Source organism: Sphingorhabdus pulchriflava (assembly GCF_003367235.1).
Taxonomy (GTDB): domain Bacteria; phylum Pseudomonadota; class Alphaproteobacteria; order Sphingomonadales; family Sphingomonadaceae; genus Sphingorhabdus_B; species Sphingorhabdus_B pulchriflava.
In genome coordinates, this window is sequence record NZ_QRGP01000001.1 from 1,904,088 (window position 1) to 1,919,964 (window position 15,877).

General features: G+C 58.8%; 14 protein-coding genes. 6 read left to right on the forward strand and 8 right to left on the reverse strand.

Features of this window, described 5'->3' with window-relative positions; genetic code table 11:
• Nucleotides 1-99 precede the first annotated feature (99 nt).
• The 4 genes from galE to DXH95_RS09395 are packed head-to-tail and all read left to right on the forward strand — an operon-like array spanning nucleotide 100 to nucleotide 3,482.
• A complete protein-coding gene (galE, locus tag DXH95_RS09380) occupies nucleotides 100-1,104 on the forward strand; it encodes a UDP-glucose 4-epimerase GalE (RefSeq protein ID WP_115549071.1) in 1,005 nt (334 codons plus the stop codon).
• Between the two features lie 45 nt (nucleotides 1,105-1,149).
• On the forward strand, nucleotides 1,150-1,716 hold the full coding sequence (hslV, locus tag DXH95_RS09385; RefSeq protein ID WP_115549072.1) for an ATP-dependent protease subunit HslV: 567 nt from the start codon (nucleotides 1,150-1,152) through the stop codon (nucleotides 1,714-1,716).
• Between the two features lie 19 nt (nucleotides 1,717-1,735).
• Nucleotides 1,736-3,034, forward strand: a complete 1,299-nt coding sequence (gene hslU, locus DXH95_RS09390) for an ATP-dependent protease ATPase subunit HslU (protein ID WP_115549073.1) — start codon at nucleotides 1,736-1,738, stop codon at nucleotides 3,032-3,034.
• Between the two features lie 49 nt (nucleotides 3,035-3,083).
• Nucleotides 3,084-3,482 (forward strand): GFA family protein, encoded by a 399-nt coding sequence (locus tag DXH95_RS09395; protein WP_115549074.1) that lies wholly within the window; start codon nucleotides 3,084-3,086, stop codon nucleotides 3,480-3,482.
• 3 nt (nucleotides 3,483-3,485) lie between these two features.
• Here DXH95_RS09395 and DXH95_RS09400 read toward each other — a convergent pair whose 3' ends face one another.
• Together DXH95_RS09400 and DXH95_RS09405 are read right to left on the reverse strand one after the other, a co-directional pair.
• Nucleotides 3,486-6,356, reverse strand: a complete 2,871-nt coding sequence (locus DXH95_RS09400) for a M16 family metallopeptidase (RefSeq protein ID WP_115549075.1) — start codon at nucleotides 6,354-6,356, stop codon at nucleotides 3,486-3,488.
• Nucleotides 6,357-6,404: 48 nt separating this feature from the next.
• The gene (locus tag DXH95_RS09405) at nucleotides 6,405-7,163 is read right to left on the reverse strand and encodes a competence/damage-inducible protein A (RefSeq protein ID WP_115549076.1); all 759 of its coding nucleotides are present in this window, start codon (nucleotides 7,161-7,163) and stop codon (nucleotides 6,405-6,407) included.
• 64 nt (nucleotides 7,164-7,227) lie between these two features.
• On the opposite strand from DXH95_RS09405, the gene map reads away from it, so the two are divergent.
• The gene (gene map / locus DXH95_RS09410) at nucleotides 7,228-8,055 is read left to right on the forward strand and encodes a type I methionyl aminopeptidase (RefSeq protein WP_115549077.1); all 828 of its coding nucleotides are present in this window, start codon (nucleotides 7,228-7,230) and stop codon (nucleotides 8,053-8,055) included.
• A gap of 3 nt (nucleotides 8,056-8,058) precedes the next feature.
• Here map and DXH95_RS09415 read toward each other — a convergent pair whose 3' ends face one another.
• Genes DXH95_RS09415 through DXH95_RS09430 form a run of 4 tightly spaced genes read right to left on the reverse strand, consistent with a single transcriptional unit; the run spans nucleotide 8,059 to nucleotide 12,157 of the window.
• Nucleotides 8,059-8,856 (reverse strand): hypothetical protein, encoded by a 798-nt coding sequence (locus DXH95_RS09415; RefSeq protein ID WP_147291713.1) that lies wholly within the window; start codon nucleotides 8,854-8,856, stop codon nucleotides 8,059-8,061.
• 50 nt (nucleotides 8,857-8,906) lie between these two features.
• On the reverse strand, nucleotides 8,907-9,842 hold the full coding sequence (gene argC, locus DXH95_RS09420) for an N-acetyl-gamma-glutamyl-phosphate reductase (protein WP_115549079.1): 936 nt from the start codon (nucleotides 9,840-9,842) through the stop codon (nucleotides 8,907-8,909).
• Nucleotides 9,839-10,738: a C40 family peptidase gene (locus DXH95_RS09425; RefSeq protein ID WP_115549080.1), complete on the reverse strand. Its 900-nt coding sequence runs from the start codon at nucleotides 10,736-10,738 to the stop codon at nucleotides 9,839-9,841. Before DXH95_RS09425 ends, argC begins: the two co-directional genes overlap by 4 nt.
• Nucleotides 10,739-10,765: 27 nt before the next feature.
• Entirely contained in the window at nucleotides 10,766-12,157 is a 1,392-nt protein-coding gene (locus DXH95_RS09430; protein ID WP_115549081.1) for a leucyl aminopeptidase family protein, read from the reverse strand.
• Nucleotides 12,158-12,230: 73 nt separating this feature from the next.
• On the opposite strand from DXH95_RS09430, the gene DXH95_RS09435 reads away from it, so the two are divergent.
• Nucleotides 12,231-12,839, forward strand: coding sequence for a hypothetical protein (locus DXH95_RS09435; RefSeq protein ID WP_147291714.1), 609 nt, complete (start codon nucleotides 12,231-12,233; stop codon nucleotides 12,837-12,839).
• Between the two features lie 3 nt (nucleotides 12,840-12,842).
• Here DXH95_RS09435 and DXH95_RS09440 read toward each other — a convergent pair whose 3' ends face one another.
• Nucleotides 12,843-14,375 (reverse strand): flavin-containing monooxygenase, encoded by a 1,533-nt coding sequence (locus tag DXH95_RS09440; RefSeq protein ID WP_115549508.1) that lies wholly within the window; start codon nucleotides 14,373-14,375, stop codon nucleotides 12,843-12,845.
• Nucleotides 14,376-14,455: 80 nt separating this feature from the next.
• Nucleotides 14,456-15,826, reverse strand: a complete 1,371-nt coding sequence (gene rimO / locus DXH95_RS09445) for a 30S ribosomal protein S12 methylthiotransferase RimO (protein WP_115549509.1) — start codon at nucleotides 15,824-15,826, stop codon at nucleotides 14,456-14,458.
• Between the last annotated feature and the right edge of the window lie 51 nt (nucleotides 15,827-15,877).

Consider the following 15,877-nt stretch of genomic DNA (forward strand, 5'->3'; position numbering starts at 1 on the left):
CCTTTTTTTTAACTTCCGCAGACGCAAATCTGGTAAATTCAATCAGCGCAAAGTGATTTTATTAACCAAAGCATCACTCTCATTGGCTATCTTGTGGCCATGACAAATCAACTCAAAGTCCTCGTTACCGGCGGTGCTGGCTATATCGGCAGCCACGCCGTTCTTGCGCTAAAGGACGCCGGGCACAGTCCTGTCGTGATCGACAATCTGGTCACAGGTTTTCGATGGGCGATTCCGGACGATGTGCCGTTTATAGAGGGTAACATTGCGGATGAGGCATTGGTCGCTGCCACGTTGCGCGATCATGGCATCGACGCCATCATGCATTTTGCCGGTTCCATCATCGTACCCGAATCAGTCGAGAACCCACTCAAATATTATCGCAATAATACAGCCGCGAGTCGCAGCCTTATCGATTCGGCTGTGCAGGCCGGTGTGAAGCATTTCATCTTTTCGTCGACCGCCGCGACCTATGGCATCCCCGAATCGAGCCCGGTTCGCGAAGACATGCCCAAACTGCCGATCAACCCCTACGGCATGTCGAAACTGATGACCGAATATATGCTGCGCGATGTGGCTGCGGCACATGACTTCAACTATTGCGCCCTCCGTTACTTCAACGTCGCAGGTGCCGATCCGCTGGTGCGCACCGGCCAATCAACAGCAGGTGCAACCCATCTGATCAAGGTCGCCGTCGAGGCCGCATTGGGAAAGCGCGATTCGGTTGCGGTATTTGGAACCGACTATGCGACCCTCGATGGCACGGGCGTCCGCGACTATATTCATGTCAGTGATCTGGCCGCAGCGCATGTAATCGCGCTCGAAGCTTTGGTTGCGGATCCCAAAACAAGCCACACGCTCAATTGCGGATATGGCCATGGCTATTCGGTAATGCAGGTGCTCGACGCGGTCGACCGCGTCACCAACCAGACCATCGACCGCAAGATCGAAGGCCGCCGTGCGGGCGACCCCGATGAGCTGATTTCAGACAACCGCGAAATCAAGGCCCGTTTCGGGTGGCAGCCCAAATATGACGACCTCGACACCATAGTTTCCCACGCCCTGCAATGGGAACGCAAGCTGGGCGAACGCGCCCTAGTCTAGCTACCATACTTGCACTGTTGAACCATGCGCACCATATCCGAGGCTATGGACAATCAAGCACATAACAACCCGTCGACCTGGTACGGCACGACGATTCTGTCGGTCCGCAAAGGCGGCAAGGTGGTGATCGCAGGCGATGGCCAAGTCTCGATGGGCCAGACGGTGATGAAGCCCAATGCCAAGAAGGTCCGCCGCCTGCACGACGGCAGTGTGATTGCGGGCTTTGCCGGAGCCACTGCCGACGCCTTCACCCTGTTCGAGCGGCTCGAGAAGAAGCTGGAGGCGCATCGCGGTCAGTTGATGCGCGCCGCCGTCGAACTCGCCAAGGATTGGCGCACCGACAAATATCTGCGCAATCTGGAGGCGATGATGATCGTCGCCGACAAAGAGGTCACACTGATCCTCACCGGTAATGGCGATGTGCTGGAACCGCTGGATGGCATTGCGGCCATTGGCTCGGGAGGCAATTTTGCGCTGTCAGCTGCGCGGGCGCTGATGGACTATGAGGCCGACGCCGAAAAGCAGGCACGCCATGCGATGAAAATCGCCGCCGAAATTTGCGTTTACACAAACGACCAGTTGACGGTCGAAAGCATGGACAGCGTCAGCTGATTCCGGGAATCCTGATATTATGAGCCAAAATTTGACGCCGAAGGCGATTGTCGCCGCATTGGACGAGCACATTATCGGTCAGGCCGATGCCAAGCGCGCGGTCGCCGTTGCACTGCGCAACCGCTGGCGTCGCCAACGGCTGCCCGCCGAATTGCGCGACGAGGTAACGCCGAAGAATATCCTGATGATCGGCCCCACGGGTTGCGGCAAGACCGAGATAAGCCGTCGTTTGGCGAAACTGGCAGACGCCCCTTTCATCAAAGTGGAGGCGACGAAGTTCACCGAAGTCGGCTATGTCGGCCGCGACGTCGAACAGATTGCCCGCGATCTGGTCGAAGAAGCGATCCGGCTGGAAAAGGACCGTCGCCGCGAAGTCGTGCGCGAAGCAGCCGAAGCCGCTGCGATGGAGCGCATCCTGAAGCCGCTCGCAGGCGACACCGCAAGCGAAGCCACACGAGAAGCCTTCCGCCAGCGGATCCGCGACCGCCATATGGACGATGTCGAAATCGAGATCGAAGTGATCGATACTCCGCGCATGCCGATGGACATCCCGGGGATGGGTGGCGTCGGCATGATCAACATCGGCGAAATGATGGGCAAGGCATTCGGCCAGAACAACCAGAAGCGACGCAAGATGAAAGTGCCCGAAGCCTGGGTGAAGCTGGTTGACGAAGAAACCGAAAAGCGGTTGGATCAGGATGATGTCGCACGCACTGCAATCGCCGATGCAGAGGCCAATGGCATCGTCTTTCTCGACGAGATCGACAAGATTGCGGTTAGCGATGTCCGCGGCGGCTCGGTAAGCCGTGAAGGCGTGCAGCGCGACCTGCTGCCGCTGATCGAAGGCACGACCGTCGCGACCAAATATGGCCCGATGAAGACGGACCATGTGCTGTTCATCGCCAGCGGTGCCTTCCATGTTTCAAAGCCGAGCGACATGTTGCCCGAATTGCAGGGCCGCCTGCCAATTCGCGTCGAACTGACCGCGCTCACGCAGGAGGATTTTGTCCGTATCCTTTCGCAGACCAAGGCCAATCTGCCGCACCAATATGTGGCATTGCTCGGCACCGAAGAGGTTGGACTTGAATTCACCGATGACGCGATTGCGGCCCTGGCCCGCATCGCCGCACAGGTGAATGAAAGTGTCGAAAATATCGGCGCACGTCGTCTGCAAACGGTGATGGAACGCCTTTTGGAAGACATCAGCTTCGACGCTGAAGACCGTAAGGGCGAAACGATCACAATCGATGCGGCCTATGTCGAACAGCAGCTTTCGGGCATTGCCAAGGACGCTGACCTTTCCAAATATGTTCTATAATTGTTCTTAATATCCTGCTATGTGAGTCGTGGCAGGAAGGAGACCAGTTATGACCCATCAAGGCGGATGCCATTGCGGCGCGGTTCGTTTTGAAGTGAGCGGGGACCCCCAGCATGTGGCGCTCTGCCACTGCAGCGATTGCCGGAAATCGTCGGGCGCACCTATGGTTGCATGGGCGGCCTTTACCGAGGATCAGTTCAAACTGGTCGAGGGCGAGCCGGTAACCTTCAATTCGTCGGGATCGGCGATGCGCAGTTTTTGCCCGAAATGCGGGTCTGGTCTCTATTATCGCAACCAGGAATTCTTGCCCGGCATCGTGGATATCCAGTCAGCCACGCTGGATGATCCCGATGCCCTGCCTCCGGGCGCGCATATCCAAACCGCCGAACGGCTCGGCTGGATGGAAACCGCGCATAGCCTGCCGGCGTTTGAGCGGTTTCCGGGTTAGGATTTAGCGAGAGGCGACCGCGTCTGCCTCTGGCTCGACCACCATCGTCCAGGCCTTCTCTGAAACCAGATATTTGCGTGCCAATGCTTGCAACTGCTCCGGCGTCACCTTGCTGTAATCGCTGTACAGCCGTCCCAAAGCTTCATAGCGCGCAGCATTGTAAGTCGCACCTTCAAGCTCGTTCATCCAGAACAGATTTCCGGTAGTCGCACGTTCGACATATTGCAGGATGGGCTCCAACGCGCGCTGCAATTCATCCTTGCTCACCGGCGTCGAGGCCAAATCCGCTGCGACCGCATTCGCAAAAGCGAAAAACCGGTCCCTGTCCTTGGGCTGCATCTGGCTGTACGCCATCAGGAAGCCGCCCGATGCAAATTCATCCGGCCATGTCGCGGTTGCATCCGGGCTATAGCTCGCTGCCTGTTCTGACCTGAACTTTTCGAACAGCCGATCGCGGAACAATGCCGCCAGCACTTCCAACTGGCGTGCTTCACTTATTTGCGCCAGCCCTGCCCCGGTGGGCCAGCCGATGACGGCAGCCATCTGGTCCTTCGGGCCTTTGTGCGTAAAGTGCAGCGGTTTTGCGTTGGCGGCCGGGAAAACAACCTGAGACGCCTTTTGCGAAACGGCGGCTGCGCTGCGCGGTTTCAATGCACCGACAGTATGCTGGAGAGCATCGACCGCCTTCTCGGTTTCGAAGTCGCCGAACAGCAAAACCTCTACCGGGCCACTTGCCAATAAGGGCTCCCAAAAGGCACGAAATGCCTTGGTATCGACTTTGCGCACTTCATCGGGCGTGGGGATTTTCCAGCGCAGATCATTGCCCGACAGCCGATATTGCAGCTCGCGTTGCAGTACGGCAGTCGCCGACATGTCAAAGCTGCGATAGCCCGCAATCGCAAGCGCCTTTTCGCGTTCGAGCGGAGCAGTATCCCAGTTGGGATTTTCCATCTTGGTCGCGATTAACCGCAATTGATCAACCAAATCCTCTGGCCGTGTCGACGCGCTATATTCGAACGCATCATTGTCGACACTGAAGCCAAGTTCGATGCGGCGACCGTTGACCAACTGATCGATCTGCGTCCGGCTAAATTTGCCAATCCCGCTTTCACTGATGATGCCCTGGCCGGTCCAGAATAATGCACCCTTGGCAGGATCGACCGCCTGATAACCACGACCGAAGCGCACGAGCACCCGTACCTGCCCGCTCTCTGCCTTGTTCGGGAACAGCAAGGCCCGCACCCCGTTTGAAAGCTCGACCGATTCCATCTCAAGCCGCGACAGCGTATTGCGCGACACCACCGTAGCGGGCGCGCCAAGCCTGGGCAGATCGTCGATGGCAATTGCGTTTTCAGACAGACGCACCGTGGTCGCTGCCGTCACCGGATCGGTCAGCGCCTTTGCCAGACGGACATCCGCGTCAGCACCATCTGCAATTGGCGTGGTGCGCAAAATGCGAACGGCATCTGCCGCAAAAAGCGCCTTGGTCGCCGCGAAGAGGCGCTCGGGCGTGAATTTGTCGCGCATATTTTCATAGACCGATACGACCGTGTCAGGTGCCGCAATGGTTTCGCGGATGTCGACCGCTTTGACGATGTCGTCCGCCTGCTTGGCAGCCGCCTCGAAAGGATAGCTGTCGCGCATCGTGCGCAGGGCATTGCCGAACAACGCCAGTTCGCGCTCAATGTCTGCAGCCGAAGGCGGGGTGGTGGTGGCATCAGCGATGATGGCGCGCACGTCTGTTACCGCTTTTTGCCAATTGTCCCCAATCGGTGTGATGATGACCGTGGTCGTATCGGCGCTGCGCGAAATATCCTCCTGCGCCACTTCGGCCACGCTGAAGGTCGAGCCGCCCCGTGCCTGTGTCACCAGACGACGGTTGACGATCTGTTGCGCCAGCGCGTCGACCAGCAATTGTTCGTTATAGGCGATTGTGTCCGCCACCTTTTCCCATGGCCGGACATAGATAACCGCGACATTGGGCGGCAAAGTGGGTGCCACCACCGTCTTCGCGACTGCGCCCTTCGGATCGGGACGCCCAAAATCAGGGTCCGCAACGGCCGCACCCTGCCCTTTCCAGGCACCAAAATGCAGCCGGACCAGCCGTTCGAGTTCTGCCGGATCCGCATCACCTGCGACCGACACGACGACTTTTTCAGGCCGGTACCAGCGCCGGTGAAATTCTTTCAATCCCGCAGCCGAGGCGGTGTCGAGGCTTCCTATCGTTCCGATAGTTGAACGATTGGCGAGCCTTTGCCCCTGAAAGGCGTGCTGCCGCATCGCTTCGCCCAGATCCATCCCGGCACCCGCAGACTCGCGCAACTCGGCCTGCACGATGGCGCGTTCGGCATTCAAAGCGCTTTCCGAAATATTCGGCGCGCGAACCATCCCGGCGAGGATTTTCAAAGACTCGTCCAAGGTTGCGGCTGAACTGTTTGGCAAATCCAGCTTGTACACCGTCTGTGTCGGTGTGGTCTGGGCGTTGCTGTCGCTGCCAAAGGTGACGCCGAAACGCTGCCAGATGCGCTTCGCTTCTCCATCGGGGACATGCTCCGATCCGCGAAAGGCCAGATGCTCCATCAAGTGGGCAAAGCCGAGCTCATTGTCCTCTTCATGCAGCGCCCCAGCATCGACGCGGACGCGAATGGAAACCTGCCCGGCAGGGACGATATTGCGCTTCACGGCATAGCGCACGCCATTTTCGAGCACGCCGAAGGTCCAGCTGGCATCAACAGGAACATCGCTATTCTCGTAGAGCCAAGGGGTGCTGACGGGTTTGGTTTCGGTAGCCGGTGCAACTTCTGCAAAGGCAGTTTGTGCAGGGATGAGCAGCGCGAGCGCGGTCGCGAGGCGAAGACTATGGATCAATTTCATCGACCGGCTTCCTGCTGCGGCGTCGATTGACGCAGGATGAATAGGCGGTCAAATCCCGCCATCAATGGTTTCATAGCCAAAACCCGCCAGCCCCGATCGCAAGGCCTCGACGCAGGCCGCAAGCTGATGTGCGTCGGTCGAGCGCACCACGAAATTGGCACCCACGCGCCCTTCGCGGAAGAAGGGATAGCTGCCGATCTGGCAGCCTTCATGCGCCTTTTCGGTATCGCCGAGCAGCTTCGCAATCTCGCTCTCCGCCACCCAGCAGCCAATCTGGTGTGAGAGCAAGGGCGCGCCACCCTCCAGCGTGCCGGTCAGCGCATCAAGCATCCCCGCCGTGATATGCGGCACACCGGCCATGATGAAGATGTTGCCAGTCTTGATCCCCGGTGCGCCCGACATCTTGTTGGGGATCAGGTCAGCGCCTTCGGGCACGCGCGCCATGCGCAGGCGCTGTTCGGTCACGCCGCCGCGCGTTTCATAATAGCGCTCGAGTATTTCCTTGGCGATTGGGTGGAGCACCACCGGCACACCGAGCGCCTTGGCAATCGCATCGACGGTGATGTCATCATGCGTCGGCCCGATCCCGCCGGTGGTGAACAGATAATCGTTGCGCGCGCGCAGCGTGTTGACTGCCTCGACAATCGCCTCCTCGACATCAGGCACCACGCGCACCTCGCGCAGACGGATGCCCTGCACGTTCAGCCAGAGCGCAATCTGGCTGATATTCTTGTCCTGCGTGCGGCCGGAAAGGATTTCATCGCCAATGATGACGAGTGCGGCGGTGTAGATGCGGTTTGAGGTCATGGACTCTGGCATAGCCGCAAAGACTCCCCTCGCAAAGCACGGATAAAGCGCCTATATGCGCCCCATGAACCAATATGTTGCCGTTACCGCCGAAGAGGCCGCCATCCCGCGTGACGGGGTGATCAAGCTGCACGGGGCGGAAGCCTTTGAAGGCATGCGCAAGGCAGGCCGTCTTGCCGCCGAAATCCTCGATGCCCTCACCACCTTCGTCGTGCCCGGCGTCACCACGGGTGAGATTGACGATCTGGTGCGCGAAATGACGTTGAAGGGTGGCGGAATTCCCGCGACGCTCGGCTATCGCGGCTATACGCACAGCTGCTGCACCAGCATCAACCATGTCATCTGCCACGGCATTCCCTCAGACAAGAAGCTGCGCGACGGCGATATCGTCAACATCGACGTCACCCCGATTGTCGATGGCTGGCACGGCGATACCAGCCGCATGTATCTGGTCGGCGATGTGCCCACCAAGGCAAAGCGGTTGGTCGATGTGACCTATGAATGCCTGATGCTGGGCATCGAACAGGCAAAGCCCGGCAACCGCATCGGCGATATCGCCCATGCGATCCAGACCCATGCCGAGGCGCACCGCTATGGCGTGGTCCGCGAATTTTGCGGGCATGGCCTTGGCCGTTTGTTCCACGATGCCCCCGAAGTCGTCCACGCCGGCCGCCCCGGCACCGGGCCCGAACTGAAACCCGGCATGATCTTCACCATCGAACCGATGATCAACATCGGCAAACCGCACGCCAAGGTGCTGGAAGATGGCTGGACGGCGGTGACGCGGGATCGCTCATTGAGCGCGCAGTTCGAACATAGCATCGGTATTACCGAGGATGGCTGCGAGATTTTTACCGCGAGCCCCAAGGGGCTGCACAAGCCGCCTTATTGAGACTCAGCCAACGGAGAAATACTGTTCGACTCGAGCAGACCACTCGTTAATTTTTTCCGGTTTAACGCCGTGGAATATTGCCGTTGTTCGCATCCAGTCGAAATACGACTTGAGCTCGAAAGCTAGACATCGCGCTAAATCTGGCAGCGATACGACACTTGGCGGGACCGGAATTTCATCCATCGTTGGCCACCATAGCCAATGTGTTGTTCTAAATGGTTGTTCGCCCGGCGGTGCAAAAGCCCGAGCCGACTCATGAATTGAAACGCCGTAAGGCGGTGCATCCGATTCGGCGTGATAGGCTTGTATGATCGGAGCGCCAAACTCCACGCGGCTCAGCGTCATTTCGTGCTTGGCTTTTTTCGTTTTTGACAAACAAGCTGCGATCGCATCACCGTGATACACTGGGCCAAACGCGATTGAGGCTCGCAGCAAACAGCGATCATGCGGAGCTCCCGTGGATATGAAGTATCCACCCAAGCTATACATCACCTGTCGGACAACGCTCATGATCGCCGCCTTCGAAGAACTTGTTACAAAAACACCATCGTTGATTGGATTCAGCTTGACAGCCGAAGGAGCAGCAGCAGCGGCCATATCTACCGCCATGTGCAAGCGAGCCATATAATTGGCTGTTTTCGAAACTGACACCGACATCGTGTGACCGGCACCCATAAGGTCGATCCAAGCTACGTACTCGTTTTCAGCGGGTTGAAGCTTCCTCGCATCAAAGTAAAATTGTTCCCGCTGTTTGGAAACGAATTCTCGAACGTGATGATACTTGTCTTTGTCAGCCGACACCAACAGTCTCCTCGAAAAGCCATCGAAGTTTCTTGCGATGACACCATGCTCTACAACCGCAACCCGCTCACCTCATCTAGCCCGGCCATGATGTTCAAATTCTGCACCGCCGCACCGCTGGCGCCCTTGCCCAGATTGTCGAGCATCGCCATCAACCGCACCTGATCGCCCTTGGGTGAACCCATGACATAGAGGTCGAGCCGGTCGCTCGGCTCCTGTGAGTTGAGGATCAGCAGTTCGGACGGGGCCATTTCGGCGTGCACCTTGACCACCGGCGAACCCGCATAATGTTCCATCAAAAGGCCACGCATCTCGTCGGGGCTGTCGCTGCCGGGCATCACCGAAATCGGCAACGGAACCTCCACCATCATGCCGCGAAACGCCTTGACCACTGCGGGTGAAAAGATCGGCGCGAGCGACAGGCCAGCGTGCAGTTGCATTTCGGGCACATGCTTGTGGCTGAGATCGAGGCCATAAGTGCGGAAACCGATATCGGCCCCTTCGCCTTCGAACCGCTCGATCAGCGCCTTTCCGCCGCCCGAATAGCCCGACACGGCGTTGACCGTATAGGGCCAGTCCGACGGGATCAGCCCAGCGGCCACCAGCGGCGCAACCAGCCCCAGAAAACCGGTGGGGTAGCAGCCCGGATTGGAAACAAAGCGCGCCGCCGCAATCCGCTCATGCTGGCCCTTTTTAAACTCCGGAAAGCCATAGGCCCAATGGGGATCGACGCGGTGCGCGGTCGAAGCGTCGATCACGCGGGTGCGATCATTGGCGATCATCGCCACCGCCTCTTTCGCCGCATCATCGGGCAAGCAGAGGATAACGAAATCGGCCTCGTTCAACGCCTCGCGACGGGCAGCGGCATCCTTGCGCTTTTCTTCGGTCAGGATGATCTGTTCGAACTCGCTGCGGCCCGAAAGCCGGTCAGCGATTTCGAGGCCGGTTGTGCCGACGGCGCCGTCTATGAAAACCGATTTGGTCATAGCGTGACCCGCTTCCGCGCCAGCACCGGCTCGTCATGTTCGGCAAAGCGCTTGGCCGCCTCCGCTAGCGGCTCAACCGAAACCGCCATCGCCGCGCCATTGGCGTGGATCAGGTTGCTCTCATCCGCCATGATACCGACATGGCCGGGGAAGAAAACAAGATCACCGCGCTGCAGCTTTTCGTCCGCGCCCAGTTCCTCACCAAAGCCCGCCTGCTGCATATCTGCATCGCGCGGCGCCTTGATGCCCTTGAGGCCAAAGACCAGTTGCACCAGCCCCGAACAATCGAGCGCATCGCCGCTGCGTCCGCCCCAGCTATAGGGCACGCCGATCAGTTTTTCGGCAAGGTCTGCTGGATCGCCCTCAACCTTGCCGGGTTCGGACAGGTGGACGCGCGGAATCCAACCGCCTTCGCAAGCGAGGAACTTGCCGCATTCGCTGGGTTCGCCGCAGACAATCTGCGCGCCCATCGGATAGCGGGCAAGAACAGGAGCCTTGATCGAGGGTGTTGCCACCAGCAAAGTCGCAGGCGCGCTAACCACATGGGTGGCGGTAAAATCATCGCCCAGATCGGCAAAGCGCAGATAGCCGAGATAATCGTCGTGCAGGCAATAGCCCCAGGCCCATTCGCCCGCGACGTCGAGCACGGCAAATTCCTCCCCATGCATCAGCGCGCTAACGGGCATCGAGCTCAAATGCGGTTCGGCATGAATTTCGGTGACCGGCGCAATGCCCGTGCGCAGCATCGGCACGGCATAATGCGGCGCAAACAGTTTGCCGGCGAGCTTGATGTCCGCCAGATCGCCTCGGATCGGCGTCGTACGCTTGTCGCCTTCGATACTATGCCCGCTGAGGCGATAGGTCGCGCGCTGTTTCGGTGGTGCCGTGTCGGCCACTATATTTCCCCTAGCTTAGCGCGCCCCTTAGCGGACCGGATAGGCCTGCGACAAGTAGCGATAAACCGCGCGCAGCCCCAGCGCCTCCCCGCCCTTGGGCCGCCCCGGCTTGGCTGTCGGGCGCCAGGCGAAGGTATCGAGATGCGCCCAGTGCACGTCATCGGGCACGAATTTCTGCATGAACAGTGCTGCCGTGATCGCGCCTGCAAAACCGCCGCCTGCATTGGCGGTGTCGGCAATGTCGCTATCGAGCATATCGGCATAGGGTTTCCACAACGGCATGCGCCACAGCGGGTCGGCCACCGCCTTGCCCGCATCGAGCAGGCCGTCGGCCAGTTCATCGTCATTGGCAAAAAGCGCGGGCAAATCAGGGCCAAGCGCCACGCGGGCAGCCCCGGTTAGCGTCGCGAAATTGACGATCAGGCCTGCCTTGTCCTCGACCGCCTTGGCAAGCGTATCGGCCAGGATCAGCCGCCCTTCTGCATCGGTATTGTCGATCTCGACATGGATACCCGCGCGGCTCTTGACGATATCGCCGGGGCGCAGTGCGCCGCCTGATACGCAATTCTCGACCGCTGCTACCAGCAAATGCAACCGTACCGGCAAATGCGCCTTCATGATCAGTTCGGCCAGCGCCAGCGCATGGGCGGCTCCACCCATATCCTTTTTCATCAACCGCATGCCGACCGCGCTTTTCATCGAAAGCCCGCCCGAATCGAACACCACACCCTTGCCGACAATGGCGATGCGCGGATGGCGTTCATCGCCCCATTCGAGTTCAATCAACCGCGGCGCATAATCGCGCGATGCCGCCTTGCCGACGGCGTGGATCAACGGATAGCCGGTTTCGAGATCGTGCCCCTTGGTGACATGCAGCTTGCCCTTGTGCGTCTTGGCCAGCCGCTGCGCCTCTGCCTCCAATTGATCAGGCCCCAAATCGCCTGCCGGGCGGTTGACGAGCGTGCGCACCAGATCGGTCGCCTCCGCCTGGTGCACCGCATTTTCGATCCGCCCCGGCTCACTAGTGACCAGAACGCGCGCTCCCTTCAGCTTGGGTTCGCTGCGATATTCGTCAAAGCGATATTGGCCGAGTAGCCAGCCGAGCAGCGCATCGCCGGTTTCTGCACCCGCCAGCCGGTAGGTGCCTTCAGGGAGCGCCTCCGACGCCTTGGACAGCGACCAATGTTCGAGCTTGGTGGCATCGGCGACTACCAGTGCAGCTTTCCAATCCTCGCTTCCGGGAATGTGCAGGATGGCGAAATCTCCGGCATTTCCGTCAAACTTCTGCGCGGTGGCGGCGGCGCGGACGGGGCCGGGTTGGGCCGCGAACCAGTCGGCAAAACCCTCTTTCGAAACGATTTCTATCTCGGTTGCGGCTTGCCCGCTATCGGGCTGGATTAGTGTAGAATAATCGGTCATGACAGGGTGTTAGCGATTTCAACCGCCCGGGGGGAGAATGTTTTCCGTCATGCGACAGTTTTTTCTGCTTTTCATGTTTTCCCTTCAAATCTTGTGGGGGATTGAAGTCCAGGCTCAGACAGCGGACAATCAGGCGGAGCTGGAGCAGGCTAAGCAGGTCGCTGTTCAGTTTCTGACGGCAGCGCGCGAAGGGCGCATAGACGACGCGAAACGCCTTGTCACTGCCACAGCTACGGACGAACTGCAGCTGCAGTTCAAATCGGACAGCCAACGTCTGAAGGCGGTACCGCCGCCCGAATTTCAGTTCGCATTGCCGTTGAAATCGAAATCGTTCGATCCTGCGGAACATGAGGCGCAACTGGTCTACGCGTCCAAGCAGGACGGGAAATGGACAACGACGACGTTACGCCTCTACCGCTATGATAATGATCCCTATCGCGTCGAATTCTGGAAGGTGGGTGACAACGAGCCCAATCTGTTCGCGATGTCCGACGACCCTGTTCTCAAGAAAATGCCAACCATCATGCTCTGGATATTCCTCGGCATGGCTGCAGTCGGGTTAATACTGCTCTTCCTCATCCTGTGGCTGATACGCCGCAAGCCGCGGCTTGTAGCGCCCGAGAATGAGGTGGAAAGACGCGTCGCGGCGATTACAAGGCGCGAGGAGGAAGCGGTGGAATAAACCCTATTCTGCGGCTACCAGCATTGGCTCTGCAGTCGCAGCTACCGGCTTAACCATCTCGCCGGCCTTCGAAAATAGCATGATGCCATCTTCAATCGGCTCTTCGGTAAGAATCTTCTTCTCCGCCTTGTAATCCTGCAGCACGCGCCAAGGGTGGCGGTCACCATTTTTGGGCAGTTTGTCGAACGAGCGCGCAAAATAGCCCGACGAGAAATCATCGACCCAGGGCAAGCGCGGCATGTCTGCGTCGGCCAGATGCGGGTTGGCGATCTGCACGCCTTTTGCATCCATCGTCTTCAACAGGCGGCAAACATAATCGGCCACGATATCGGTCTTCAGAGTCCAGCTGGCATTCACATAGCCAAACACGCTCGCCATGTTCGGAATATCGTTAAACATCATACCCTTATAGCTGACATGCTCGTGGGGTGCGGTCGCTTTGCCATCGATGCTGAGATTGGTCTTTCCCATCATCACCAAATTGAGGCCGGTCGCCGAGACGATAATATCCGCCTCCAGTTCGCGCCCGGACTTCAGCTTGATGCCGGTCGGGGTGAAATGGTCGATATGATCGGTTACAATCTCTGCCTTGCCCTTGGAAATCGCGTTGAACATGTCTGCATCGGGCACAAGACACAGCCGCTGTTCCCAAGGGGTGTAAGGCGGTGTGAAGTCTTTTTCGAAATTCGGATAATCGGCAGGCAGCATCTTGCGCGCCATTTCTAGTAGCCGCTTGCTCATCTTCTCCGGCTTGTTGCGCGCCATATTATAAGCAAAGCGCTGCATCGCGATATTGCGCCAGCGGGTGATCTTGTACGCCGTCATTTCGGGTAGGATTGCGCGCATCGTATTGGCCAGCCAGTCTTTCGCCGGACGCGAGACCATATAGGTCGGCGTGCGCTGCAGCATGTAAACCTTCTCGGCAGTCTCAGCCATTACCGGCACGATGGTCACGGCGGTCGCACCGGAGCCAATCACCACCACCTTTTTGCCGGCATAATTCAAGTCTTCGGGCCAATGCTGCGGGTGGATGATTTTGCCGGTATAGCTTGCCTCTTGCGGGAATTCGGGGCGATAGCCTTGGTCATAATCATAATAGCCGGCGCACATGAACAGGAAGTTGGCGGTAAATTTCACTTCCGCCCCATCCTCTTCGCGGCGCGCGGTTACCGTCCAGCAGGCCTTGTCGGTCGACCAGTCTGCGCCGAGCACACGGTGGCGGAAACGGATATGCGGCGTAATGCCATATTCCTCGGCGGTTTCGTGGACATATTTGTGGATCGCTGGGCCATCGGCAATCGCTTTCGCCTCGGTCCAGGGTTTGAAGCGATAGCCCAGCGTGTGCATGTCCGAATCCGAACGGATGCCGGGGTAACGGAACAGGTCCCAAGTCCCGCCCATATCGGCGCGCTGCTCGACAATGGCATAGCTTTTACCGGGGCATTGCATCGTCAAATGCGCGGCGGCGGCAATACCCGACAGCCCTGCCCCGACAATCAGGACATCAAATTCGCCACCATGCTGCTTCACCGCCATTGTCATCTCCTATGCGCCTTTTAAGTGTGCGCTTAAGAGAAAGACTTACTTAAATGGTTGCTGATTGCAACCCAATTGCGTCAAGCGTCAACTATCGCCCCGAACAGATCATGCTCGTCGGCATCTTCTATCACGACTTCAACCACATCGCCGGGCTGCAGCGTTTCGGGAACATCCCGCAGGAAGACATTACCGTCGATTTCAGGAGCATCGGCCTGGCTGCGCGCGGTGGCACCGATGCTGCCATCTTCGTCCGATTCCCCGACCTCGTCGACAATCACGGGCAGCGTTCGGCCGACCTTCGCGGCGAGTTTCGCAGCGCTGATCGCGGCGGTCTTTTCCATGATCCGCTGGTAGCGTTCTTCCTTTACCTCTTCAGTCACCGGATTGGGCAACGCATTGGCGGCAGCCCCTTCGACGGGTTCAAACCGGAAGGCCCCGACACGGTCGAGTTGCGCTTCATCGAGCCAGTCGAGCAGATATTGGAAATCCGCCTCGGTCTCACCGGGGAAGCCGACGACGAAGCTGGAACGGATTGCTATATCGGGCGCTATGCTGCGCCAGTTGCGGATACGCTCCAAAACCTTGGCTTCGTTCGCAGGGCGCTTCATCGATTTCAGCACCGAAGGGGCGGCATGCTGGAACGGGATGTCGAGATAGGGCGTCAGCAACCCTTCGGCCATCAACGGGATAACGTCATCCACATGCGGGTAAGGATAGACATAGTGCAGCCGCACCCAAGGTGCCATGCCGTCAGACGTGCGCAATTGACCCAGTTCGCGTGCCAAATCGGTCATGTGCGCGCGCACCTGCCGTCCTTTCCATTCGCGTGATTCATGGCGGGTATCGACGCCATAGGCCGATGTGTCCTGGCTGATGACCAGCAGTTCCTTGGTGCCCGCAGACACCAGCTTTTCCGCCTCCCGCAGCACCGCGTCGATCCGGCGACTGGCCAGCTTCCCGCGCAGACTGGGGATGATGCAGAAGGCGCAGCTGTGGTTGCAGCCTTCCGAAATCTTCAGATAGCTGTAATGGCGCGGCGTCAGTTTCAGCCCACCTTCGGGGACCAGATCGACGAACGCACCGCGAGCAGGCGGGGCGGCGGCGTGCACCGCAGCGACCACATCCTCATATTGATGCGCGCCGGTGACGGCCAGCACCTCAGGAAAGCGCGCACGGATCAGCTCCGCCTCATTGCCCATGCAGCCGGTGACGATGACGCGGCCGTTTTCGGCGATCGCTTCTCCAATCGCCTCAAGGCTCTCTTCCTTGGCACTATCCAGGAATCCGCAGGTGTTGACGAGAACCACGTCTGCGCCTTCATAATCTGGCGACATCGCATAGCCGTCTGCACGCAGCTTGGTGAGGATACGTTCGCTATCGACCAGCGCCTTGGGGCAGCCAAGCGACACCATGCCCACCTTGGGCGCTTCTTGAATTTTCGTTGCCATATAGCGCGCGCCTTTAGGCCCTTTGCCGCCGCTTGTCACGGGCGGCGTTCA

Excerpts from the sequence above, each read along its gene's own strand:
- hslU (WP_115549073.1), top strand. The coding sequence starts at position 1,736 with ATGAGCCAAAATTTGACGCCGAAGGCGATTGTCGCCGCATTGGACGAG.
- DXH95_RS09430 (WP_115549081.1), bottom strand. The coding sequence starts at position 12,157 with ATGACCGATTATTCTACACTAATCCAGCCCGATAGCGGGCAAGCCGCA.
- DXH95_RS09405 (WP_115549076.1), bottom strand. The coding sequence starts at position 7,163 with ATGACCTCAAACCGCATCTACACCGCCGCACTCGTCATCATTGGCGAT.
- DXH95_RS09400 (WP_115549075.1), bottom strand. The coding sequence starts at position 6,356 with ATGAAATTGATCCATAGTCTTCGCCTCGCGACCGCGCTCGCGCTGCTC.
- argC (WP_115549079.1), bottom strand. The coding sequence starts at position 9,842 with ATGACCAAATCGGTTTTCATAGACGGCGCCGTCGGCACAACCGGCCTC.
- DXH95_RS09395 (WP_115549074.1), top strand. The coding sequence starts at position 3,084 with ATGACCCATCAAGGCGGATGCCATTGCGGCGCGGTTCGTTTTGAAGTG.
- hslV (WP_115549072.1), top strand. The coding sequence starts at position 1,150 with ATGGACAATCAAGCACATAACAACCCGTCGACCTGGTACGGCACGACG.
- galE (WP_115549071.1), top strand. The coding sequence starts at position 100 with ATGACAAATCAACTCAAAGTCCTCGTTACCGGCGGTGCTGGCTATATC.
- DXH95_RS09440 (WP_115549508.1), bottom strand. The coding sequence starts at position 14,375 with ATGGCGGTGAAGCAGCATGGTGGCGAATTTGATGTCCTGATTGTCGGG.
- map (WP_115549077.1), top strand. The coding sequence starts at position 7,228 with ATGAACCAATATGTTGCCGTTACCGCCGAAGAGGCCGCCATCCCGCGT.
- rimO (WP_115549509.1), bottom strand. The coding sequence starts at position 15,826 with ATGGCAACGAAAATTCAAGAAGCGCCCAAGGTGGGCATGGTGTCGCTT.
- DXH95_RS09435 (WP_147291714.1), top strand. The coding sequence starts at position 12,231 with ATGTTTTCCCTTCAAATCTTGTGGGGGATTGAAGTCCAGGCTCAGACA.